The sequence below is a fragment of the Rhizobium sp. CAU 1783 genome, from assembly GCF_054551725.1.
In genome coordinates this window covers 1,341,709-1,364,404 of sequence record NZ_JBTOLM010000001.1, presented here as the reverse complement: position 1 = coordinate 1,364,404, position 22,696 = coordinate 1,341,709, and the positions used below count along the sequence as shown (strand labels likewise).

Genomic DNA, 22,696 nt, shown 5'->3' with positions numbered 1-22,696 from the left:
CCTCAGATGGGATCGATGTCGCCGCGCGCCCACATTTCCATGGTTTCCGCCTTGAAGTCCTCGAAGCGACCTTCCTCGATTGACTTGCGGATACCCTGCATCAGCTCCTGATAGTAGGAGAGGTTGTTCCACGACAAGAGCATGCCGCCGAGTGCCTCGTTGGAGCGGACGAGGTGGTGCAGGTAGGCGCGCGAATAGTCGCGACTTGCCGGGCAGTTCGACTGCTCGTCGAGCGGCCGCATGTCTTCGGCATGGCGGGCGTTGCGGATATTGACCTTGCCGCGGCGGGTGAAGGCCAGCCCGTGCCGGCCGGAACGGGTCGGCATCACGCAGTCGAACATGTCGATGCCCTCTGCGACGGACTTCAGGATGTCGTCGGGCGTGCCCACACCCATCAGGTAGCGAGGCTTTGCGGTCGGAAGCACCGGCAGCGTGACGCCCAGCATCTTCAGCATGACCTCTTGCGGTTCGCCGACGGCGAGCCCGCCGACGGCATAGCCCTTGAGGTCCAGCTGCTTTAGCCCTTCGGCGGAACGGATGCGCAGGTCGGGAATGTCCCCCCCCTGGACGATGCCGAACATCGCCTTGCCGGGTTGCTCGCCGAAGGCGACGCGGCAGCGCTCGGCCCAGCGCAGCGACATTTCCATGGCGCGCTCAATCTCCTTGGGTTCGGCCGGAAGCGCGACGCATTCATCGAGCTGCATCTGGATGTCAGAGTCGAGCAGCCCCTGGATCTCGATCGAGCGTTCCGGCGACATGTGGTGCAGCGAGCCGTCCACATGGCTCTTGAACGTGACCCCCTGCTCGTCGAGCTTGCGAAGGCCGGAAAGCGACATGACCTGGAAACCGCCGCTGTCGGTCAGGATCGGATGCGGCCAGCGGATGAGTTCGTGCAGGCCGCCGAGGCGTGCAACGCGCTCGGGACCGGGGCGCAGCATCAGATGGTAGGTGTTGCCGAGGATGATGTCGGCGCCGCCTTCCCGCACCTGGTCGAGATACATCGCCTTGACCGTGCCGACCGTGCCGACCGGCATGAAGGCCGGGGTTCGGATCACGCCCCGCGGCATCGAGATTTCGCCGAGGCGGGCCTTGCCGGAAGTGGCTTTCAGGGTGAACTGGAACGTGTCATGCATCGGTTCAGATGTCTTTCCGGAACAACAGGCTGGAATCGCCATAGGAATAGAAACGATAGCCGTCGGCGATCGCGTGCTGATAGGCCGCGCGCATGGTGTCGAGGCCGGCAAAAGCCGACACCAGCATGAAGAGCGTCGATTTCGGCAGGTGGAAATTGGTCATCAACACGTCGACCGCCTTGAAGCGGTAACCGGGTGTGATGAAGATGTCGGTAGCGCCCGACCAGGCGAGGATTTCCCCCGTCTCTGAGGCAGCGCTTTCGAGCAGGCGCAGCGATGTCGTGCCGACCGAGACGATGCGCCCGCCCCGCGCCCTGACCGCGTTGAGTGCAGCCGCCGTTGCGGCCGAGACATGACCGATCTCGTGATGCATCTTGTGGTCGGCAGTGTCTTCTGCCTTGACCGGCAGGAAGGTGCCGGCGCCTACATGTAGGGTGACGAAATGGCGTTCGATGCCGGCCGCATCGAGCCGACCGAAGAGCTCGGGCGTGAAATGCAACCCGGCGGTCGGGGCGGCAACCGCTCCCTCCTCTCGTGCATACATGGTCTGGTAGTCGGATCGGTCCTTCTCGTCCTCGTCGCGCTTGGAGGCGATATAGGGCGGCAGCGGGATATGGCCGACCGTGGCGATCGCCTCGTCGAGGGCCGCGCCGGAAAAGTCGAAGCGCAGCGTTACTTCGCCGGCATCGCCCTTGTCCTCGACCACTGCCCCGAGCGTCCCGAGCAGGCAGGCATTGCCCGAATGCCCGAACTCGATGCGGTCGCCGACCTTGATGCGCTTGCCCGGTCGGGCAAACGCCTTCCAGCGGCTTGCGTCGGCCCGCATGTGCAATGTCGCGGAAACCGGCGTCCGTTCGGCGCCGTCGCGCAAGCGCACGCCCTCGAGCTGGGCGGGAATGACCTTGGTGTCGTTGAACACCAGGGCGTCACCCGCCCTGAGGAAAGAAGCGAGATCGTAGACGTGGCGGTCCTCGAACCGCGGGTCCGCGTCCGGCCGTACGACGAGCAGGCGCGAATGATCGCGCGGGCTCACCGGCCGCAGCGCGATGTTCTCGTCGGGAAGGTCGAAATCGAACTGGTCGACACGCATGGCTTCAGAGAACCCGGATCATGACGGCGCCGCTAATGAGGAGAACCGCGCCCGCGATCCGCCCGAGGCTCAGTTCGCGCACGGCGACGCCGAGAAAGCCGACGCGGTCGATCAGGAGCCCCGCCATCAACTGGCCGGTCACGGCAAACGCCATGACGGCCGCCGCACCGATGCGCGGGGTCAGCAGGATGGCGGTGGTGACATAAAGCGTGCCGAGCGCGCCACCGGCGACGTAGAGCCAGGGCGCCGGCGTCGCGAAACTCGGCATCCGGCCTTCGGCGCGTGCCATGACGACCGAAACGATCGCCAGGATGATCGCGCCGGCGAGGAAGGAAATGCAGGCGGCGGCGACCGGCAGGCCGAGGCCCCGGGCGAGTAGCGTGTTGATCGGTGCCTGGATGGCGATCGCCGCACCCGCCGCGATTCCGAGCAGTGCCCACAAGAAGGATGCCATGGTCATGTCCCTGCCAGATGGCCAAAAACGGAAAAGCCGCCAGCCCCTTTGCCGGGGCCGGCGGCATGGTGACGTAACCGTCGATCAGGCGTCGGCTGCGACCTTCATCGAGACGATCGAATCGGGATCGCGAACCGGCTCGCCCTTCTTGATCTGGTCGATGACGTCCATGCCTTCGATGACCTGGCCCCATACCGAGTACTGCTTGTTGAGCCACGGTGCATCGGTGAAGCAGATGAAGAACTGCGAGTTGGCGGAGTTCGGGTTCTGCGAACGGGCCATGGAGCAGGTGCCGCGCACGTGGGGCGTGGCCGAGAATTCAGCCTTCAGGTCCGGCTTCTGCGAACCGCCCATGCCGGCACGACCCGGGTTGAAGCTGTCCGAACCCTGCTTGCCGAACTGCACGTCGCCGGTCTGCGCCATGAAGTCCTCGATGACGCGGTGGAACACGACGCCGTCATAAGCACCTTCGCGCGACAGTTCCTTGATGCGGGCGACATGGCCGGGGGCCAGATCCGGGAAGAGCGCGATGACGACCTTGCCCTTGGTGGTTTCCATGATGACGGTGTTTTCCGGATCCTTGATCTCGGCCATGTTCTTGTCTCCTCTTTGGGGCAAAGGCCCGTTTCTTACTTCTTGCCGACGCTGACCTTGATCATGCGGTCCGGGTCGGAAACTTCGCCGTTGCCGCCTTCGCCACGCTTGATCTTGTCGACATATTCCATGCCTGCGACGACCTTGCCGACGACCGTGTATTGGCCGTTCAGGAAACCGCCATCGGCGAACATGATGAAAAACTGCGAATTGGCGGAGTTCGGGTCCTGCGAACGTGCCATGCCGATCGTGCCGCGTTCGAACGGCACGTTGGAAAACTCGGCCGGAAGATCCGGCAGGCTGGAACCACCGGTTCCGGCCGCGCTCGCATCAAAGCCGTTCTCCATGTCGCCATACTGAACGTCGCCGGTCTGGGCCATGAAGCCCTCGATGACGCGATGGAAGGCGACGTTGTCGTATTCGCCCTTGGTGGCCAGTTCCTTGATCTGGGCGACGTGCTTCGGCGCAACATCCGGCAGAAGCTCGATGACGACCGGACCGTCCTTCAGCTGGATGGTCAGATAGTTGTCGTCTGAAGCGGCGTTGGCCGCACCTGCGGTCGCGACGGCAAGGAAAAAGGCAGCGGCAATTTGAAAGAGTTTCATGATCGCTCCAAAGGCATCGGTGATGGTCAGCGTGAAAGCTTGGATTTCAGCGCCTGAAAGACGACGGGCGGCACGAAGGCACTGACGTCGCCGCCCATGGAGGCGATCTGGCGCACCAATGTGGCGGTAATGGGCCGCGAGGCCGTACCGGCCGGCAGGAAGATGGTCTGCAGGTCCGGTGCCATCTGGTAGTTCATGCCGGCCATCTGCATTTCGTAGTCAAGATCGGTGCCGTCGCGCAGACCTCGCACAAGGAGCGTTGCGCCGTTCCGCCGGGCCGCGTCGACTGCGAGGCCGTCAAAGGAGACAACCGAAACGTCGCCGGCGCGGTCAGGCAGGGTTTCGGCGATCGCCTTCTGGATCAACTCGGACCGTTCATCATAGCTGAACATCGGCGTCTTGCCCGGATGAATGCCGATCGCCACGATCACCTTGGAGACGACGTTCAGCGATTGAACGAGAACGTCGAGATGACCGTTGGTCATCGGATCGAATGAGCCGGGATAGAATGCGATCGTCATGGCAGCCCGATGGTTGTTTCGACGCCTTTTGTCATGGAAGAGCCGCTACCGCAAGTGATTTGGGCAGCTGCCGCCCCCCTCCCCGAAGATGAACGATGAATGAATGCGCCATTCAAGGCGGCTTCAGCGGCGTTGTTCCATAAGGGTGTCATCGGGGCAGGCAAAGATGCCGCCCCGTGGATGCAAGGGGATGATAATGCTCGCACTTCTCGCCATTTTCGCCGTCGGCGCCGCGCTCTTCACCGAGTTCGCGCTGCTTCTCGTTCGCGCCTACATCGAAACTGGCGAGCCGAACCGGCGCGAAGATGAACGCCAGATGAACGGAACGTTAAGGCGCGTTTCAGCTCGCCCCTATTAAAAACGATTTAATGACGCTGGAACGAATTCTCGTTCCGCGCATTCTGACGGCAGTGCCTGCCGTATTCCGAAAGGACGACTTCCATGCACGACAAGGTTACGATGATCAATCTGGTTTGGGTGGCGATGATGACGGCAATGCTTGCCACATCTGCGACCTTCTACATGAACGACAAGGCTGCAGCGAACTCTTACGGTCCTCCGCTGACTGCCCACTATCACACCTTCGGGCATTAATCGGACTTAAAAACTCTGACGCTATAAGACGTTCAACCGCTGGAGAAAGGAAGGAAGATCATGTTCATCACTTTGACGGTTCTCGCCGCCCTGATCAGCGGCATGTTTGTCGCTTCGGTTGCCTCGACGATCAGCGCGCTGCGGCGCGAGAGCGAGGATTTCAAGGCCCTGATGGAACGCCACAAGGTCTTCTGATGTGCGGCGGGTCGTATGGCCCGCTGAGATGGCTGCCTTCCGGCTCCTGATCGGGCCACCTGCCGCTCGTCTCGCCGATCAACGCCTGCATGCGACCGAAGATCGACAGGATCGTCCATTAAGAAACCCGCCGTTTCCGGCGGGCTTTTTTTATTCCAGTCTTCAGTCTTGCGAGGGGGCAGCGCTTTCGCCGCCATTGGTCGGGACGTCCTCGTCCGCCGGAGCCTCGGCATCGTCCTCGCCGTCCGGCTCGCTGATGCGTTCGACCGACACGACCTTCTCGTCCTTGGCGGTTGAAAAGATCGTGACACCCTTGGTGGCGCGGCTGGCGATGCGGATGCCGTCGACCGGAACGCGGATCAGCTGGCCACCGTCGGAGACAAGCATGATTTGGTCCTTCTCCTCGACCGGGAAGGCGGCGACCAGTTCGCCAATCTCCGCCGTCTTGGAGGTGTCGGTGGCGCGGATACCCTTGCCGCCGCGACCCGAGATGCGGAAGTCGTAGGACGACGAACGCTTGCCGTAGCCCCGCTCGGAAACCGTGAGCACGAACTGCTCGCGTGCCTTGAGCTCTTCGTAGAACTGGTCGTCGAGCTGACCTTCCTCGGTCACTTCCTCGCCGACAAGCGCGATGTCCTCCTCGTCGACGCCGCTGGCGCGGCGTTCGGCGGCCGAACGCTTGAGATAGGCGGCGCGCTGCCACGGCTCGGCATCGACATGGCCAAGGATGGTCATGGAGATGATCCGGTCGCCATCGGCGAGCGAGATGCCGCGAACGCCGATCGAGTTGCGGCCGGCGAAGACGCGGACGTCATCGACCGAGAAGCGGATCGCCTGGCCGAGCGCCGTCGTCATCAGCACGTCATCGCGTTCGGTGCAGGTCTCGACCGAGAGGATCTCGTCGCCCTCGTCCTCAAGCTTCATCGCGATCTTGCCGTTGCGGTTCACCTGGACGAAATCGGAGAGCTTGTTGCGTCGAACCGTGCCGCGGGTCGTCGCGAACATCACGTCGAGATTGTCCCAGCTCTTTTCGTCCTCCGGCAGCGGCATGATCGTCGTGATGCGTTCGCCGGGCTCCAGCGGCAGCATGTTGATCAGCGCCTTGCCGCGCGAGGTCGGCGTGCCGATCGGCAGGCGCCAGACCTTTTCCTTGTACACGATGCCGCGCGAGGAGAAGAACAGCACCGGCGTGTGCGTGTTGGCGACGAACAGGCGGGTCGCGAAATCCTCGTCCTTCATCGCCATGCCGGACCGGCCCTTGCCGCCGCGGCGCTGGGCCCGGTAGGTGGCGAGCGGTACGCGCTTGATGTAGCCCGCATGCGAGACGGTGACGACCATGTCCTCGCGGGCGATCAGATCCTCGTCGTCCATGTCCGGACCGCCTTCGACGATCTGGGTGCGGCGCGGGGTGCCGAATTCGTCGCGAATGGCGGTGAGTTCGTCCTTGACGATGGTCTGGATGCGCAGCCGCGACGACAGGATGTCGAGATAGTCGCTGATCTCGGCACCGATCTTGTTCAGTTCCTCGTCGATTTCATCGCGGCCAAGCGCGGTCAGGCGCGCGAGACGCAGTTCGAGGATGGCGCGTGCCTGCTCTTCCGAGAGGTTGTACGTCATGTCCTCGTTGATGCGATGGCGCGGATCGTCGATCAGGCGGATCAGCGCCTCGACGTCGTGCGCCGGCCAGCGGCGCTCCATCAGCTGCTCGCGTGCGGTCGCCGGATCGGGCGCACGGCGGATCAGGTTGATGACCTCGTCGATATTGGCGACTGCAATTGCAAGGCCAACCAACACGTGGGCACGGTCGCGCGCCTTGCGCAGCAGGTACTTGGTACGGCGGCTGACCACTTCCTCGCGGAAGGTGACGAAGGCGCGCAGCATGTCGAGCAGGCTGAGCTGTTCGGGCTTGCCCCCATTCAGCGCCACCATGTTGCAGCCGAACGAGGTCTGAAGCGGTGTGTAGCGATAGAGCTGGTTCAGGATGACGTCGGCATTGGCGTCGCGCTTCAGCTCGATCACCACGCGATAGCCTTCGCGGTCGGACTCGTCGCGCAGGTCGGAAATGCCCTCGATGCGCTTCTCGCGCACGAGTTCCGCCATCTTCTCGATCATCGTCGCCTTGTTCACCTGATAGGGGATCTCGGAGATGATGATCTGTTCGCGGTCGCCGCGCATCGGCTCGATACGGGCAACGCCGCGCATGATCACAGAGCCGCGGCCGGTCTCGTAGGCGGACCTGATACCGGAGCGGCCGAGGATCATGGCGCCGGTCGGGAAGTCCGGCCCCGGAATGATCTCCATCAGTTCCGGAAGCTCGATTGCCGGATTGTCGATCAGCGCGATGCAGCCGTCGATCACCTCGGTCAGGTTGTGCGGCGGGATGTTGGTCGCCATGCCGACCGCGATGCCGCCCGCTCCGTTGACGAGAAGGTTCGGGAACTTGGCGGGAACAACGACCGGCTCCTGCATGGTGCCGTCATAGTTCTCGCGGAAATCGATGGTTTCCTTGTCGAGGTCGTCGAGTAGCGAATGTGCGGCCTTCTGCAGGCGGCACTCCGTGTAACGCTGGGCGGCGGGCGGGTCGCCGTCGACCGAGCCGAAATTGCCCTGGCCGTCGATCAGCGGCAGGCGCAGCGACCAGTCCTGGGCCATGCGGGCGAGCGCGTCGTAAATCGCGGCGTCACCGTGCGGGTGATACTTACCCATCACGTCGCCGGTCACGCGGGCCGACTTCACATATTTCTTGTTCCAGTCGATCCCCATCTCACTCATCGAGAAGAGAATGCGTCGGTGAACAGGCTTCAGACCGTCGCGGACGTCGGGAAGCGCGCGGCTCACGATGACGCTCATCGCGTAATCGAGATACGACCGCTGCATTTCCTCCATGATGGAAATCGGCTCGATGCCTTGGGGGAACTTGCCGCCGGGAGTGTTTTGCTCAGTCAAATCAGGTCACGATCTTGGTTCGGAATCACTCGTCAGTTTATAGCCGAAAGGGGGAGAATGCGCCAATTTCGCGCCCCCTCGCGCAACGGTTATAAACAGCTCTTTTGCGGCGCTGGAAAGGCAAGCAGATCAAGAACTTGCAAAGGCGAAGCCGCTGGCATTTAAATATCGGCTGAATTGGGGGGAAGCCATGGCCGGCACCGATGTGATGATCAATGCCTTCACGACGCTACTCGTGACCGTCGACCCGCCGGGTCTCGCCCCGCTCTTCCTCGGACTGACCCAGGGAATGACCCGTGGCGAGCGCAAGCAGGTCGCCGTCCGTGGTTCTCTGATCGCCTTCGCCATCCTCGCCGTCTTCGCCCTGTTCGGCGCCGCGATCCTCGGCGCGCTCGGCATTTCGATGGGCGCCTTCCGCATTGCCGGCGGCCTGATGCTGTTTGCCATCTCGTTCGAGATGATTTTCGAGAAGCGCAACGAGCGTAAGGAAAAGACCACCGACGCGGCGATCACCAAGGACCACATCCACAATCTCGCGGTCTTCCCGCTGGCGATCCCGCTGATCGCCGGACCCGGTGCGATCTCGGCGACCGTGCTCATCGCCGGCACGATGGATGACGTGGTCGGCAAGGTGCAGTTGATCCTCGTCATCGGCGCCTGCGTCGCACTGGTTTTCTTGGCATTGACGCTCGCCGAACGGCTCAACCGGTTCCTCGGCGTAACCGGCCGGGCGCTGCTCACCCGGCTGCTCGGCGTGCTTCTGTCGGCGCTGTCGGTGCAGTTCGTGGTCGATGGGGTGAAGTCCGCCTTCGGCGGATGAGACCCGGCCGAATCTGGTTCGGCCGGATCGGTGGTTGTCAGTCTTCGAGGAAGGAAAGGAGCGTCGCATCGAAGCGATCGCTTTCTTCGAATTGCGGCGTGTGGGCGCTTCGGTCAAACATCCGCACGGTGAGCGCCGCAAAATCGTGCTTGAACGGTCGCCAGGCCTCTGGCGGCGCGATCAGATAGTCATGACTACCTAGGGCGAGAAGGACCGGCGCCTTCACGGCCCTGGCCAGCGCGTGCATGTCGAGATCGCGAAACACTTCGCCCCAGAGGTGATCGAAGCCGATGTCGTTGACGACGACATCCTGCCAAAGAGGGCTTGCGTCGAAGGCTGCATCGAACCAGCTGCGGGCACCCAGCCGGATCAGCAGATGCTTGAAGCGTTCGTTCGGCCGGGCCGCCATGTCAGTGCCGAGGCGTCCCATGTCGCGGGTGAAGACCGCCTTCCGCTCCGGTGGAGCCCGTTCTTCGAAGCGACGGTCGGCTAAGGCGGCCATTGCCGCGCTCTGGTTGGGCCCGGTTGCGACCATGACGACATGCGTGACACGTTCGGGATGGCGGCGGGCATATTCGAGCGCCATATAGCCGTGACCGGAATGGCCGAGGATGGCAAAGCGCTCAAGGCCAAAGGCGATGCGCGCCCGCTCGATGTCAGCGATGATCGTGTCGAACGCAAAGTCGCCTGGTTCGACCGCTCCATCGGCCGTGGCAAAGCAGCGGTGATCGACGAAATATAGGCGCAACGAACGCCGCAACGCCGGCGAGAAAGTGCGGGCATAATAGAGGCTGCTGCCGATCACCAGCAGGGACGGCCCCTCGCCTTCGATCTGGTAAGAAAGCGAAAACGCGCCCGAACGGATGGTGCCGCGTTCCACGCGGTCCGAGAAATGGTGTTCCATGATTGTCTTCCGTATGCGCCGGCCGGCGGACGCCTTCTGCGATCCGCATAATCCGGTCGTTGATCCTGGACATGCACCCGCCGTCGCAGCCGGAGAAGGCAGCGTCGTCTGCGGGCGGTTTCAAGGTCAACGTCGCTAACGGATCAGGCGCATGGCGGTCCCGGAAGTTGCTGTGAACGGCCCCGGCCCCAATGGCCGAGCGGACGGCAAGCCGACATGGATCAATATTAGCGTCGGAAGCAGACGCCGACAAGGTGGTCGCACGACTACACCACCGTGCAAGAGATCCAGCAAGGATGGTCATAGGAACACAGCCGCGCCCGGCTAGATCCGGTCGGGGCGAGCATCGCCCCTCGCCCTGGCTTCAACGCTGCGCCTTCAGGATGCGCTTCCAGATCGTGCCGCCGAGGAAGCGGTTGAAGACGATGAAATAGGCGATGATCAGGCCGAAGAGGACCACGGCGGGGAGCCCGTTCAGCTGGAAGCCGCCTTCGGTACGATCGCCCGTCACCGAGGCCACGGCAAAGCCCAGCACCAGAAAGGCGGTGACGAGATCGAGCAGGAAGGCCAGGATGATCCGCCAGCTAGCAGGGCCCGCCGTTTGCGTGGTGTCATTCATGGTTCATCTCCCCCTTTGTTCCCTTGCCCCCACCGACTGCCCGAACCGGCCTTGCCGCCCCGGAAACGCAAAAGCGGCGCCGCAGCGCCGCTGTCGATCAAAACGGGATGTCGTCATCCAGATCGCGCGAGAATCCGCCCGAAGGAGGGGCACTTGCGCCACCGCGCTGCGAACCGCCGCGCGAGGGAGTCGGCGCGCCATAGTCGTCACCGCCGCCAAAACCGCCGCCGAAGTCGTTGCCGCGCGATGCGCCGCCGCCCTCGCCGCGACCGCCCAGCATGGTCAGGTTGCCATTGAAACCCTGCAGGACCACTTCGGTCGAATACCGGTCCTGGCCGCTCTGGTCCTGCCACTTGCGGGTCTGCAGCTGGCCCTCGACATAGACCGTCGAGCCCTTCTTCAGATACTGCTCGGCCACCTTGCACAGACCTTCGTTGAAGATCACCACGGTGTGCCACTCGGTCTTTTCCTTGCGCTCGCCGGTGTTGCGGTCGCGCCAGCTTTCCGAGGTGGCAATACGCAGGTTGGCGATCGGTCGACCATCCTGGGTTCGGCGGATTTCCGGGTCGGCGCCCAGATTGCCGATCAAAATTACCTTGTTGACGCTGCCAGCCATAACTCTCACCCTGCCGTCGCCGGTCCGGCGACTTCCAAAATCACGATCGCGACACTTTAAACCAAGACTTCACCATGGTGCGCGGTTTATCCACGCCATCCACAGCGAAAAATGTTCTTTATTTGTTCTAGTGTTTCGCTAGGATGCTGTCAATAGAATCGAATTCATCCCCGAGAAACGGCTGAGGCGGCTCGACAGGGCGGTCGCCGTGACTAAATAAGGAGAGCTCTCCTCCCGAGCGCCCTTCCCTGAGAGCTTTGTCCAGTCGAGACCTGTCCATGAGTGAACTGAAGACCATTTCCATCCGCGGTGCGCGCGAGCACAATCTGAAGGGCATCGACCTCGATCTGCCGCGCAACGCGCTCATCGTCATGACCGGGCTTTCGGGTTCGGGAAAATCGTCGCTCGCCTTCGACACGATCTATGCGGAAGGTCAGCGGCGCTACGTCGAGAGCCTTTCGGCCTATGCGCGTCAGTTCCTCGAGATGATGCAGAAGCCGGATGTCGACCAGATCGAAGGCCTTTCGCCGGCGATCTCGATCGAGCAGAAGACGACCTCGCGCAACCCACGCTCGACGGTCGGTACGGTCACCGAGATCTACGACTACATGCGCCTGCTCTTTGCCCGCGTCGGCGTGCCCTATTCGCCGGCGACCGGCCTGCCGATCGAGAGCCAGACGGTCTCCCAGATCGTCGACCGCATCATCGCCTACGAGGAGGGAACGCGCCTCTACATCCTGGCGCCGATGATCCGCGGACGAAAGGGCGAGTACAAGAAGGAACTTGCCGAGCTGATGAAGAAAGGCTTCCAGCGCGTCAAGATCGACGGGCAGTTCTACGAGATCGCCGAGGCGCCGACGCTCGACAAGAAGTACAAGCACGACATCGACGTGGTGGTCGACCGCGTCGTGGTGCGTCCGGACATCGCCTCGCGCCTCGCCGACAGCCTCGAGACCTGCCTGCGGCTCGCCGATGGTCTGGCCGTCGCGGAATTCGCCGACAAGCCGCTGCCGATCGAGGAGACCGCCGCCGGTGGCTCGGCCAACAAGTCGTTGAACGAAACCCACGAGCGGGTGCTGTTTTCCGAAAAATTCGCCTGCCCGGTTTCCGGTTTCACCATTCCGGAGATCGAGCCGCGTCTCTTCTCCTTCAACAACCCTTTCGGCGCCTGCCCGACCTGTGACGGCCTCGGCTCGCAGCAGAAGATCGACGAGGCGCTGATCGTGCCTGAGATGCATCGGCGCCTGAATGACGGGGCGATCGCGCCCTGGGCGAAGTCGGCTTCGCCCTATTACAACCAGACGCTCGAGGCGCTCGGCAAGGCCTATGGCTTCAAGCTCTCGAACAAGTGGTCAGAACTGAACGAGGCCGCCCAGAAGGCGATCCTCCACGGAACCGACGAGAAGATCGACTTCCATTACGCCGACGGTGCGCGATCCTACACCACGACCAAGACCTTCGAGGGCATCGTCCCGAACCTCGAACGCCGCTGGAAGGAAACCGACAGCGCTTGGGCGCGCGAGGAAATCGAGCGCTACATGTCGGCGGCCCCCTGCCCGTCCTGCGCCGGCTTCCGTTTGAAGCCCGAGGCGCTGGCCGTGAAGGTGAACGGCCTTCATATCGGCGAAGTCACCGAGATGTCGATCCGCGTTGCTGGCGCCTGGTTCAAGGACCTGCCGGCAAAGCTGACCTCCAAGCAGAATGAGATCGCCGTCCGTATCCTGAAGGAGATCCGTGAGCGCCTGCAGTTCCTTAACGACGTCGGTCTCGACTATCTGTCAATGTCGCGCAATTCCGGCACCCTATCGGGCGGCGAGAGCCAGCGCATCCGGCTTGCGTCCCAGATCGGCTCGGGCCTCACGGGCGTGCTTTATGTTCTCGACGAGCCGTCGATCGGCCTGCACCAGCGCGACAATGCCCGCCTGCTCGACACACTGAAACACCTGCGTGACATCGGCAACACGGTGATCGTCGTCGAACACGACGAGGATGCGATCCTGACTGCCGACTATGTAGTCGATATCGGGCCGGCGGCCGGCATTCACGGCGGCCAGGTCATCGCGCAGGGCACGCCGCAGGACATCATGGCGAACCCGAATTCGCTGACCGGCAAATATCTGACCGGCGAACTCGGCGTCGGCGTGCCCGACAAACGCCGCAAGCCCAAGAAGGGCCAGCAGATCAAGGTGGTCGGCGCCAGGGGCAACAACCTGAAAAACGTGACGGCGGCGATCCCGCTGGGCGTGTTCACCGCCGTGACCGGTGTGTCGGGCGGCGGCAAGTCGACCTTCCTGATCGAGACGCTCTACAAGGCGGCCGCCCGCCGCGTCATGGGCGCGCGCGAAAACCCTGCAGAGCACGAGCGGATCGACGGCTTCGAATTCATCGACAAGGTGATCGACATCGACCAGTCGCCCATCGGCCGGACACCGCGCTCCAACCCGGCGACCTATACCGGTGCCTTCACGCCGATCCGCGATTGGTATGCCGGCCTGCCGGAGGCCAAGGCCCGCGGCTATCAGCCGGGGCGCTTCTCCTTCAACGTCAAGGGTGGGCGCTGCGAGGCCTGCCAGGGCGACGGCGTCATCAAGATCGAGATGCACTTCCTGCCGGACGTCTACGTCACCTGTGACGTCTGTCACGGCCAACGCTACAATCGCGAAACCCTCGACGTGACCTTCAAGGGCAAGTCGATCGCCGATGTCCTCGACATGACCGTCGAGGAAGGCGTCGACTTCTTCTCGGCGGTGCCGGCCGTGCGCGACAAGCTGCAATCGCTCTTCGATGTAGGCCTCGGTTACATCAAGGTCGGCCAGCAGGCCAACACGCTTTCCGGCGGCGAGGCACAGCGCGTCAAGCTCGCCAAGGAACTGTCGAAGAAGTCGACCGGTCGCACCCTCTACATCCTCGACGAGCCGACCACCGGCCTGCATTTCCACGATGTGGCGAAACTTCTGGAAATGCTCCAGGAACTCGTCAACCAGGGCAACTCCGTGGTCGTCATCGAGCACAATCTCGAGGTCATCAAGACCGCCGACTGGATCCTCGACTTTGGTCCCGAAGGCGGCGACGGCGGCGGCGAGATCGTCGCCTCCGGTACACCCGAGGACATCGTCAAGGAAGAACGCTCCTATACCGGCCAGTTCCTGAAGGAACTGCTGGAACGCCGGCCGGTGAAGAAGACCCAGGCCGCGGAGTAAGCGGCAACTATTTGGAGGGGAGTATGGCTGCAGGCACAATCCGCACCGGTATTGGCGGCTGGACCTTTGATCCCTGGGAGGGGACCTTCTATCCGGAGAAGCTGGCGAAGAAGCGGCAGCTCGAATTCGCCAGCCGCGAGCTGACGGCGATCGAGGTCAACGGCACCTATTATTCGAGCCAGAAGCCGGAGACCTTTGCCAAATGGGCGGCGGACGTACCGGAGGGCTTCGTCTTCTCGCTCAAGGCCAGCCGTTTTTGCACCAATCGCAAGGTGCTCGCGGAGGCCGGGCCGTCGATCGACAAGTTCCTCGGCCAGGGCATCGCAGAGCTCAAAGACCATCTCGGGCCGATTCTCTGGCAGTTCATGGCGACCAAGAAATTCGACCCTGCGGATTTCGAGGCCTTCTTGGCCCTGCTGCCCCGTGAACTCGACGGTCGCCCGCTGCGCCACGTGGTCGAGCCACGGCACGAGTCTTTCCAGGTCCCCGAATTCATCGACATGCTTTCCAGATACGGCGTGGCTGCGGTATGCGCCGATCATCACGACTATCCGATGTTCGCCGAGCCGACGGCCGATTTCGTCTATGCGCGGCTGCAGAAGGGGTCGGATGACGTGGCGACCTGCTATCCCGAACCTGCGATCGCGGAATGGGCGGGACGCCTCAAGACCTATGCCGAAGGCGCGCTGCCGCCGGACCTGCCCCGGATCGCGGGGGAGCGGTCCATCGAGGCCAAGCCGCGCGACGTGTTCGCCTTCTTCATCACCGGGGGCAAGGTCAATGCGCCAAACGGCGCACGGTTGCTGCAATCGAAGGTCGCCTGACGGGCTGGTCACAGCCAATCGGCGGTAAATTGTGACAATGGCGAATCTGGACTAGGTTTAGTCGCAGAGTCGACCACGTCCGCTGCCAAAGGATTGAAACTCGACCTCTTTTACCGGACCGGCGCAACTGCGCCGGTCGCATCGTCCGTCGTCGAGGTGTCATGTCAGGAATCGCTGTCTTCATCAATCTGGCCGGGGCGGTCGCGCTGCTCTTGTGGGCGACGCGCATGGTGCGGACAGGGATCGAGCGCGCCTATGGCAATGTCCTGAAAGAGCGCCTCCGCTCGGCGGTCAGCAATCGCTTCACGGCGGCGATAGCCGGGTTCTTCTTCGCCATCGCTTTGCAGAGTGCGACGGCGGTTGCGCTGATTGTCGCGTCCTTCGTCGCCGGCGGCTATGTATCGGCGGCAATCGGCGTTGCTACGCTGCTCGGAGCCGATGTCGGCTCAGCCTTCGTGGTCCGCATCCTGCGCTACGATCTGTCGATCCTCATTCCGGTCTTCATGCTGATGGGCACGATTGCCTTTCGCGCCTCGGAATCCCGCAACTGGCGCCAAGCCGGCCGCATTTTCTTCGGCCTCGGTCTCCTGCTTTTGTCGCTCAGGATGATCGGCCAGGCGTCCGACCCGCTCCGATCGAGCGAGATCCTGCCGCTCGTCTTCAACTATCTCTCGCGCGACTGGATTTCGGCCTTTCTGCTGTCCGCCCTGCTCGCCTGGGCCTTCCATTCGAGCGTCGCGACGATCCTGCTTTTTGCCTCGCTGGCCGACCGTCACCTCCTGCCGCCGAGCCTCATCATACCGCTCGTGCTTGGCGCCAATTTCGGGGCGGCCGTGATCGGCGCGATCCTCACCAAGAATGCCGAGGCCGGCGCCCGCATCGTGCCGCTCGGCAATGTCGTGATCCGTGGACTGGGCACGCTGGTCGCGCTCGCCCTGCAGTTCGTGTTTGCCGTCGATCCGCACCTCTTCGCCGCGGGGCCTGGCGATTCCGTGGTGATGATCCACTTGGCGATCAATGCCGCGGTCTTGGTCTTCGGCCTCCCCTTCAGCGGTGTCGTCTCCTCGATCCTCGAGAAGATCCTCGCGGACCCGCCCGTGGAACAGGAGAGCAGGAACAGGCTCTCCGCGCTCAACCCCGCCGACCTCGCCAATCCGCGCCAGGCAATCAGCAATGCGACGCGTGAGGTGCTGACCGTCTGCGAGAAGACGGAGGTCATGTTGAGTTGGATCTTCGAACTCTACGAAAAATGGGATCCGAAGAAGATGCAGCGGATCGCGGCGCTCGACGACGAGATCGACGAAATCCACCGCGACATCAAGTTCTATCTGGCGCGCATTTCCGGCAGCGAACTTGATCCCGCCTCTGCGGCCCAGTGTCAGAACCTCCTCGGAACGACGATCAAGATCGAACAGGCGGCCGACATCATCTCGCAGAACATGCTGACGCGCGCCCGTAAGAAACATGACCGCAATACCGCGTTCTCGCCCGAGGGCTGGGCGGAACTGACCGCCATGCACCACGAGGTGGTCAAGAATGCGAGGCTTGCCTTCAATCTGCTGGTCAACCGCGATGTCGAGCATGCCCGCCAACTGGTGGCCTGCAAGGAAGAGGTACGCAATCTCGTGCGGGTGAGCGAGGAACAGCATTTGCAGCGGCTGCGTAACGGCAATGCAGCGAGTTTCGAGTCGAGCTCGCTGCACATCGACACGATTCGGGATCTGAAAGAGATCAACTCGCTCTTCGCCTCAATCGGCTATCCGCTGCTGGAGAACGAGGGCATGCTGCGCGGCAGCCGTCTCCTCTGACGGTCCGTCAGGCTGTAGCTGCCTTTCGGCTCAGCCATTGCGGGTTGAAGACGTTCATCACCAGACCGGCGACGATCAGGGCGGCGGCCACCATGCGCAGCGGCCCGAACGCCTCACCGAGGAAGAGCGCCGAGGACGACATTCCGAAGACCGGGACCAGAAGCGAGAAGGGCGCAACGGTCGAGACCCCGTAGCGGCTGATCATCGCGCCCCAGATGGCGAATCCGAAGATCGTCGCGACATAGGCGACGAACAGCACGGCGGCTGCCCCCGTCAGACTGATATGGGCGATCGCCGCAAGGTCGCGATCCAGGCCTTCGAACAGAACTGATATGACGAGAAGCGGGATCGGCGGCACGAGGCTGACCCAGACCATCAGGTTGAGCATCGGCACGTTGCCGGCCTTCTTCATCAGCATGTTGGAAAAGGCCCAGGCGATTGCCGCGGCAATGGCGAGCGCAAGGCCCGTCAGCGTGAAGCTGCCGTCGATCGACGAGCCGATCAGTGCGATCCCGGAAAAGGCGATGGCCATTCCCCCGATCTGAAGCGGGCGCGGCCGGGCGCCGAAGACCAGAAAGGCGAGTAGCACGGTGAAGAAGGCCTGGGACTGCAGAAGCAGCGAAGCGAGTCCCGGCGGCACGCCGACCTTGATGCCGATGAACAGGAACGAGAATTTCACCACGCCAAGCACCAGCCCGATGCCGATGATGATGCGCCAGGAGACATCGGGTTTCGGGATGAAGAAGACTAGTGGTACGGCCGCAAACAGAAACCGCAGGGCCGAAAAGAGCAAAGGCGGGAAGTTGTCAAGGCCGAGCTTTATGACCACGAAGTTGAAGCCCCAGAGGGCCGCCACCAGAACAAGAAGTAGAATATGGACAGGCTTCACGACTCTCTCTCCAGCGTTGTGCTGCCTTGCGATACACCACCCCGGCCCGTTACGGGGAACGCATAGTTATGCACTAACGTTCAATACTTGTGATGAGATGCTCGGCCGTCAGTCCTCTGCCTGCGGCAAGGCCTGCCTTGCCGTGCAGGAAGACCCCGGCCGCGGCGGCCTCGAAGGCCGGCATGCCCTGGGCGAGCAATCCGCCGATCATGCCTGCGAGCACGTCGCCTGATCCTGCGGTGGCCAGCCAGGCGGGTGCGTTGTCATTGACGAGCGCCCGGCCGTCCGGCGCGGCGATGACGGTGTCAGCCCCCTTGTAGACGATGACGGCATGGGCGCGCACCGCAGCGGCCAGTGCCCGCTCGATCTTGCTTTGACGCTCATCCTCGGCAAGATCGGGGAAGAGCCGGGCGAACTCGCCCTCGTGGGGCGTCAGCACCAGCCGGACATCGCCGCCCGAGAAGGCGTCGAACAAGGCGTTCGGTTCATCACGAAAAGAGGTGATGGCATCGGCGTCCAGCACGGCCAGCCGGTCCTTCAATGCAAGCGCGAAGGCGCGCGCCGTTTCGCCGATGCCGAAACCCGGACCGAGCACGAAGGCGTTGTGCCGGCGGTCGTCGAGATAGACGGCAAGGTCGGAGGGATTGTCGATCGCCTTCAGCATCACGGCGGTCAATTGGGCCGCGTTTGTCTCAAGCGCTGCGGTCGGCGACGCGAGCGTGACGAGGCCGGCGCCGATGCGCAGTCCGGCAGCCGCCGAGAGCCGCGCCGCGCCGGTCGCGGTCGCCGGGCCGGAAAACACGGTCAGATGACCCCGGCGGAACTTGTGGCTCTCCAGCCCCTCGGACGGAAGTCCGCGCTGCCATTCGGACGGCGAGTTGGCCCGGACACATCCGGCCTCGCCGGCGACGATGCGCATGGGGATGCCGATGTCGTATACCTCGACGGAACCGCAGAGTTTCCGGCCCGGCAGCAGCACATGGGCCGGCTTGCGGGTCATGAAGGTGACAGTGTGGACGGCCGTGAAGGCGGCCCCGAGCACCCTGCCCGTTCGCCCGTCGAGGCCGGAAGGCAGGTCGACGGCGACCACTGGGATGCAGGCCCCGTTCACCCGCTCGATCACGTGACGGACGGCATCCGGAACTGGGCGGTCGAGGCCCGCGCCGAAGATGGCATCGACAACCACGTCGCCCGGCTGTGGCTGATAGGTGTCAAGATCAGCACCCTTAAGAGGACAATGCGCGAAGGCGGTTGCCGCATCGCCCTTCAGTCGCGACGGATCGCCGAGGCGGAAGACCGAAACAGCGGCGCCCGCCTCGCTGAGCGCCCGGGCCGCCACGTAACCGTCGCCGCCATTGTTGCCCGGCCCGCTGAGGACGACGAAGCGGCGGGCACCGGGAAAGAGACGCAATGCGGAGGCGCTGACGGCCCGGCCGGCCTTCTCCATCAGGCCATAGGAATTGATGCCCGACTGGGCCGCCGCATCATCGACCCGCCCCATCGCGGCGGGTGTGAGCAACCAGTTTTCGCAATCTTTGTTCATGGCCGCATCAAAGCAGATTCCGCCCTGTTGGGAAACGGAGGAGCATGCCTAAACGGCATGTGCACAAATGGTGTGCATTTGCACAAATTGGGCCCATCTATCGCCGACTAAATAATCGGCACAGATAAATCCGGCCGATTGCCTGCGACGAAAGAACCGAGCAAAAAAATCACAAAATCGATGAAATGGGCTGGAGTTTTGCCCGGTATTGCGCGAGATTTGCCTCGGCGGCTCGATTTTTTCCGATTTTCTTCCAAGTTCGGCGAGAAATTGGCACGTTACGTGCATCGGGGGAGCGAGCGGAATAACCGCCACAATGAGGGAAGCGGAGAGAAATTTTCTCATGAAAAAGATCGAAGCGATCATAAAGCCTTTCAAGCTCGACGAAGTGAAGGAGGCTCTTCAGGAAGTCGGCCTGCAGGGTATCACGGTCACGGAAGCCAAGGGTTTTGGTCGGCAGAAGGGGCACACGGAACTGTATCGCGGCGCAGAATACGTCGTGGACTTCCTCCCCAAGGTCAAGGTCGAGGTCGTCCTGGCGGATGAAAACGTCGAGGCCGTCATCGACGCCATCCGCAATGCCGCCCAAACGGGCCGCATCGGCGACGGCAAGATTTTCGTGTCTAACGTGGAAGAAGTCGTCCGCATCCGTGCCGGCGAAACCGGCGTCGACGCCATCTAATCGGCCCGCCCCCGTCGAGGGCCGGGACCTATAATCATCATCTCACTCAAGGAATTCGACAATGCCGACCGCAAACGACATTCTCAAGCAAATCAAGGATAACGACGTCAAGTTCGTCGACCTGCGCTTCACCGACCCCAAGGGCAAGCTGCAGCACGTCACCATGGACATCGCCTGCGTCGACGAAGACATGTTCGCCGACGGCGTGATGTTCGACGGCTCCTCGATTGGTGGCTGGAAGGCGATCAATGAGTCCGACATGGTTCTCATGCCGGATACCGACACGGTCCACATGGACCCGTTCTTCGCCCAGTCGACGATGGTCATCATCTGCGACATTCTCGACCCGGTCTCGGGGGAAGCCTACAACCGTGACCCGCGCGGCACTGCCAAGAAGGCCGAAGCCTACCTCAAGGCCTCCGGCATCGGCGACACCGTCTTCGTCGGTCCCGAAGCCGAATTCTTCGTCTTCGACGACGTGAAGTACAAGGCTGACCCCTACAACACCGGCTTCAAGCTCGACTCTTCCGAACTGCCGTCCAACGACGACACCGACTACGAGACCGGCAACCTTGGCCACCGTCCGCGCGTCAAGGGCGGCTACTTCCCGGTCCCGCCGATCGACAGCCTGCAGGACATGCGCTCCGAAATGCTGACCGTACTCGCCGAGATGGGCGTCGTGGTCGAAAAGCATCACCACGAAGTGGCGGCAGCCCAGCACGAACTTGGCATCAAGTTCGACGCGCTCGTCCGCAACGCCGACAAGATGCAGATCTACAAGTACGTCGTGCACCAGGTCGCCAATGCCTACGGCAAGACGGCAACCTTCATGCCGAAGCCGATCTTCGGCGACAACGGCTCGGGCATGCACGTTCACATGTCGATCTGGAAGGACGGTAAGCCGACCTTCGCTGGAGACGAATATGCCGGCCTTTCGGAAAACTGCCTCTACTTCATCGGCGGCATCATCAAGCATGCCAAGGCCCTGAACGCCTTCACCAACCCGTCGACCAACTCCTACAAGCGTCTGGTCCCGGGCTATGAAGCTCCGGTTCTGCTCGCCTACTCGGCCCGCAACCGCTCGGCATCGTGCCGCATTCCGTTCGGCTCCAACCCGAAGGCCAAGCGTGTCGAAGTCCGCTTCCCCGACCCGACCGCCAACCCCTACCTCGCCTTCGCTGCCATGCTGATGGCCGGCCTCGATGGCATCAAGAACAAGATCCATCCGGGCAAGGCCATGGACAAGGATCTCTATGACCTGCCGCCGAAGGAGCTTAAGAAGATCCCGACGGTCTGCGGTTCGCTGCGCGAAGCGCTGGAAAGCGTCGACAAGGATCGCAAGTTCCTCACCGCCGGCGGCGTCTTCGACGACGACCAGATCGACTCGTTCATCGAACTCAAGATGGCCGAAGTGATGCGTTTCGAAATGACCCCGCATCCGGTCGAATTCGACATGTACTACTCCGTCTAAGGGATTGGTTCGGTTCGCATATCGCGGATCGGCGATCTGAATGAAAGCCGGCGGTATCCCTTCGGGTGCCGCCGGCTTTCTCTTTCTGCCTATAATGAACTAGAAATAGCTATTTGTGAGTAATCAAAATTAGTTATGGCTGCTTCTTGAGGCGTTGCTTGAGCAGATTGAGGTATTCCTCGTTCGCATCCGCTTCTGCGGGCGGCTTGGCGGCGGTGCAGGACGGCTTGTAGTCGAGCGCCATGCCCGCCTTGACGCAGGTGCCGACCTGCCAGCCGGGCGGCAGGGCCGTCAGGTCGACCGACTTCCACTTCGGATGGCCCTTTTCCTCAAGTGTCGGCATGCCGTTGAGGATCAGACTGGAAAAGTCGGAGACCGAGCGGCAACTGTCGCGATGATAGGCATTCTTCTTCGGATCGTAGTCGTAGGTCATCAGCACGGCCTTCACGGCGACCAGGTCGACCGGTTCCTGCTGGAAGCTATAAGTCGTTCCGGCAACTGTTGCGGGCGTATAGGTCGCGAGCAGCGGTGCATCCTTGATCGGCAGCAGATGGAACTTCGAACCGTCGATCTTTGCATTGGCAAAGAGCGCCGCGGGCGCGCCGGCGACATAGAAGAACGCGTCGATCTCGCCTGCCATGAGCTTCGGCAGCGCCTCGTCCGGATTGATCGTCAGCCGCTCGGCGGCCTTGATCTGCAGGATGTCGAGCATCAGGGTGGCGGTGAGATAGGTCCCACTGTCGGCCTTGCCGATGGCGATCTTCTTGCCCGCCAGATCCTTGAGTTCGCTGATGTCCTTGCCGGCAAGAACGTGGACTTCCTCGTTGTAGAGCGGGAACATTATCCGGACCCCGCGCACCGCCTGCTGCACCTCGGGATCGTTCGCCTCAAAGGTCTTCAGATATTCGAGCACGTCGCTCTGCACGATGCCGAACTGGGTGTTGCGGCGGTTGCGCACGCCGACGAAATTCTCGAGAGAGCCCGCGCTTTCGACGACATTGAGGCCGAGGCCGCATTCCGCGCCAAGTGCTGCGATGTCCCGGCCGATGCGGATATAGGTACCGCTTGGGCCGCCGGTCATGATGTTCCGCTCGAAGCTGTCGGCGACTGCGGTGCCGGCAACGAGCAGCGTGCCGAGGACGCCGGCGAGGAGTTTCAGTCTGGTGGACATGGCGAGTTTCCTTTCGC

The 22,696-nt window shown here is 62.5% G+C and carries 22 protein-coding genes; 9 read left to right on the top strand and 13 right to left on the bottom strand.

The features are described from left to right. Nucleotides 1-2 precede the first annotated feature (2 nt). The 6 genes from tgt to coaD form a co-directional block, all read right to left on the bottom strand. A complete protein-coding gene (gene tgt / locus ACX93L_RS06320) occupies nucleotides 3-1,133 on the bottom strand; it encodes a tRNA guanosine(34) transglycosylase Tgt (RefSeq protein WP_459404035.1) in 1,131 nt (376 codons plus the stop codon). 4 nt (nucleotides 1,134-1,137) lie between these two features. Beyond that, nucleotides 1,138-2,223: a tRNA preQ1(34) S-adenosylmethionine ribosyltransferase-isomerase QueA gene (queA, locus tag ACX93L_RS06315; protein ID WP_459404034.1), complete on the bottom strand. Its 1,086-nt coding sequence runs from the start codon at nucleotides 2,221-2,223 to the stop codon at nucleotides 1,138-1,140. Between the two features lie 4 nt (nucleotides 2,224-2,227). Continuing rightward, the gene (locus tag ACX93L_RS06310; RefSeq protein ID WP_459404033.1) at nucleotides 2,228-2,677 is read right to left on the bottom strand and encodes a DMT family transporter; all 450 of its coding nucleotides are present in this window, start codon (nucleotides 2,675-2,677) and stop codon (nucleotides 2,228-2,230) included. An 84-nt stretch (nucleotides 2,678-2,761) separates the two neighbouring features. Then, entirely contained in the window at nucleotides 2,762-3,271 is a 510-nt protein-coding gene (locus tag ACX93L_RS06305) for a peptidylprolyl isomerase (RefSeq protein WP_169587963.1), read from the bottom strand. A gap of 35 nt (nucleotides 3,272-3,306) precedes the next feature. After that, complete coding sequence (locus ACX93L_RS06300) at nucleotides 3,307-3,876, bottom strand: peptidylprolyl isomerase (RefSeq protein ID WP_459404032.1); 570 nt, start codon at nucleotides 3,874-3,876, stop codon at nucleotides 3,307-3,309. 26 nt (nucleotides 3,877-3,902) lie between these two features. Beyond that, nucleotides 3,903-4,397, bottom strand: coding sequence for a pantetheine-phosphate adenylyltransferase (gene coaD / locus ACX93L_RS06295; protein ID WP_459404031.1), 495 nt, complete (start codon nucleotides 4,395-4,397; stop codon nucleotides 3,903-3,905). A 196-nt stretch (nucleotides 4,398-4,593) separates the two neighbouring features. Between coaD and ACX93L_RS06290 the strand changes: the two genes are divergently transcribed. The 3 genes from ACX93L_RS06290 to ACX93L_RS06280 all read left to right on the top strand — a co-directional run bounded on the left by ACX93L_RS06290 (nucleotide 4,594) and on the right by ACX93L_RS06280 (nucleotide 5,186). Next, nucleotides 4,594-4,755 (top strand): hypothetical protein, encoded by a 162-nt coding sequence (locus tag ACX93L_RS06290; RefSeq protein WP_459404030.1) that lies wholly within the window; start codon nucleotides 4,594-4,596, stop codon nucleotides 4,753-4,755. Nucleotides 4,756-4,838: 83 nt separating this feature from the next. After that, a complete protein-coding gene (locus ACX93L_RS06285) occupies nucleotides 4,839-4,991 on the top strand; it encodes a hypothetical protein (protein ID WP_169587958.1) in 153 nt (50 codons plus the stop codon). A gap of 60 nt (nucleotides 4,992-5,051) precedes the next feature. Then, entirely contained in the window at nucleotides 5,052-5,186 is a 135-nt protein-coding gene (locus ACX93L_RS06280; RefSeq protein WP_261345107.1) for a hypothetical protein, read from the top strand. A gap of 162 nt (nucleotides 5,187-5,348) precedes the next feature. Here ACX93L_RS06280 and gyrA read toward each other — a convergent pair whose 3' ends face one another. Then, on the bottom strand, nucleotides 5,349-8,132 hold the full coding sequence (gene gyrA, locus ACX93L_RS06275; RefSeq protein WP_459404029.1) for a DNA gyrase subunit A: 2,784 nt from the start codon (nucleotides 8,130-8,132) through the stop codon (nucleotides 5,349-5,351). A 190-nt stretch (nucleotides 8,133-8,322) separates the two neighbouring features. Here gyrA and ACX93L_RS06270 point away from each other — a divergent pair, with 190 nt between their 5' ends. Beyond that, on the top strand, nucleotides 8,323-8,952 hold the full coding sequence (locus ACX93L_RS06270; protein WP_459404028.1) for a MarC family protein: 630 nt from the start codon (nucleotides 8,323-8,325) through the stop codon (nucleotides 8,950-8,952). Between the two features lie 37 nt (nucleotides 8,953-8,989). Here ACX93L_RS06270 and ACX93L_RS06265 read toward each other — a convergent pair whose 3' ends face one another. The 3 genes from ACX93L_RS06265 to ACX93L_RS06255 form a co-directional block, all read right to left on the bottom strand. Then, entirely contained in the window at nucleotides 8,990-9,856 is an 867-nt protein-coding gene (locus tag ACX93L_RS06265) for an alpha/beta fold hydrolase (RefSeq protein WP_459404027.1), read from the bottom strand. Between the two features lie 364 nt (nucleotides 9,857-10,220). Then, complete coding sequence (locus tag ACX93L_RS06260) at nucleotides 10,221-10,475, bottom strand: hypothetical protein (RefSeq protein WP_459404026.1); 255 nt, start codon at nucleotides 10,473-10,475, stop codon at nucleotides 10,221-10,223. A 97-nt stretch (nucleotides 10,476-10,572) separates the two neighbouring features. Then, on the bottom strand, nucleotides 10,573-11,091 hold the full coding sequence (locus tag ACX93L_RS06255; RefSeq protein ID WP_459404025.1) for a single-stranded DNA-binding protein: 519 nt from the start codon (nucleotides 11,089-11,091) through the stop codon (nucleotides 10,573-10,575). 278 nt (nucleotides 11,092-11,369) lie between these two features. Here ACX93L_RS06255 and uvrA point away from each other — a divergent pair, with 278 nt between their 5' ends. The 3 genes from uvrA (at nucleotide 11,370) to ACX93L_RS06240 (ending at nucleotide 16,923) form a co-directional block, all read left to right on the top strand. Further along, nucleotides 11,370-14,291 (top strand): excinuclease ABC subunit UvrA, encoded by a 2,922-nt coding sequence (gene uvrA / locus ACX93L_RS06250; RefSeq protein WP_459404024.1) that lies wholly within the window; start codon nucleotides 11,370-11,372, stop codon nucleotides 14,289-14,291. Between the two features lie 23 nt (nucleotides 14,292-14,314). Continuing rightward, nucleotides 14,315-15,115, top strand: coding sequence for a DUF72 domain-containing protein (locus ACX93L_RS06245; protein WP_459404023.1), 801 nt, complete (start codon nucleotides 14,315-14,317; stop codon nucleotides 15,113-15,115). Nucleotides 15,116-15,276: 161 nt separating this feature from the next. Beyond that, nucleotides 15,277-16,923 carry a Na/Pi cotransporter family protein gene (locus ACX93L_RS06240; protein ID WP_459404022.1) on the top strand — a complete coding sequence of 549 codons (1,647 nt, stop codon included), beginning with the start codon at nucleotides 15,277-15,279 and terminating at the stop codon, nucleotides 16,921-16,923. A gap of 7 nt (nucleotides 16,924-16,930) precedes the next feature. Here the strand turns inward: ACX93L_RS06240 and ACX93L_RS06235 are convergent, their stop codons facing one another. Both ACX93L_RS06235 and ACX93L_RS06230 read right to left on the bottom strand, forming a co-directional pair. Beyond that, the gene (locus tag ACX93L_RS06235; RefSeq protein ID WP_459404021.1) at nucleotides 16,931-17,812 is read right to left on the bottom strand and encodes an EamA family transporter; all 882 of its coding nucleotides are present in this window, start codon (nucleotides 17,810-17,812) and stop codon (nucleotides 16,931-16,933) included. A gap of 73 nt (nucleotides 17,813-17,885) precedes the next feature. Continuing rightward, complete coding sequence (locus ACX93L_RS06230; protein WP_459404020.1) at nucleotides 17,886-19,355, bottom strand: NAD(P)H-hydrate dehydratase; 1,470 nt, start codon at nucleotides 19,353-19,355, stop codon at nucleotides 17,886-17,888. Between the two features lie 343 nt (nucleotides 19,356-19,698). On the opposite strand from ACX93L_RS06230, the gene ACX93L_RS06225 reads away from it, so the two are divergent. Continuing rightward, nucleotides 19,699-20,037, top strand: a complete 339-nt coding sequence (locus tag ACX93L_RS06225) for a P-II family nitrogen regulator (protein WP_459404019.1) — start codon at nucleotides 19,699-19,701, stop codon at nucleotides 20,035-20,037. 61 nt (nucleotides 20,038-20,098) lie between these two features. Then, nucleotides 20,099-21,508 (top strand): type I glutamate--ammonia ligase, encoded by a 1,410-nt coding sequence (gene glnA, locus ACX93L_RS06220; RefSeq protein WP_459404018.1) that lies wholly within the window; start codon nucleotides 20,099-20,101, stop codon nucleotides 21,506-21,508. A gap of 133 nt (nucleotides 21,509-21,641) precedes the next feature. On the opposite strand, the gene ACX93L_RS06215 is transcribed toward glnA, so the two are convergent. Next, nucleotides 21,642-22,679, bottom strand: a complete 1,038-nt coding sequence (locus ACX93L_RS06215) for a TAXI family TRAP transporter solute-binding subunit (RefSeq protein WP_459404017.1) — start codon at nucleotides 22,677-22,679, stop codon at nucleotides 21,642-21,644. Nucleotides 22,680-22,696: the final 17 nt, after the last annotated feature.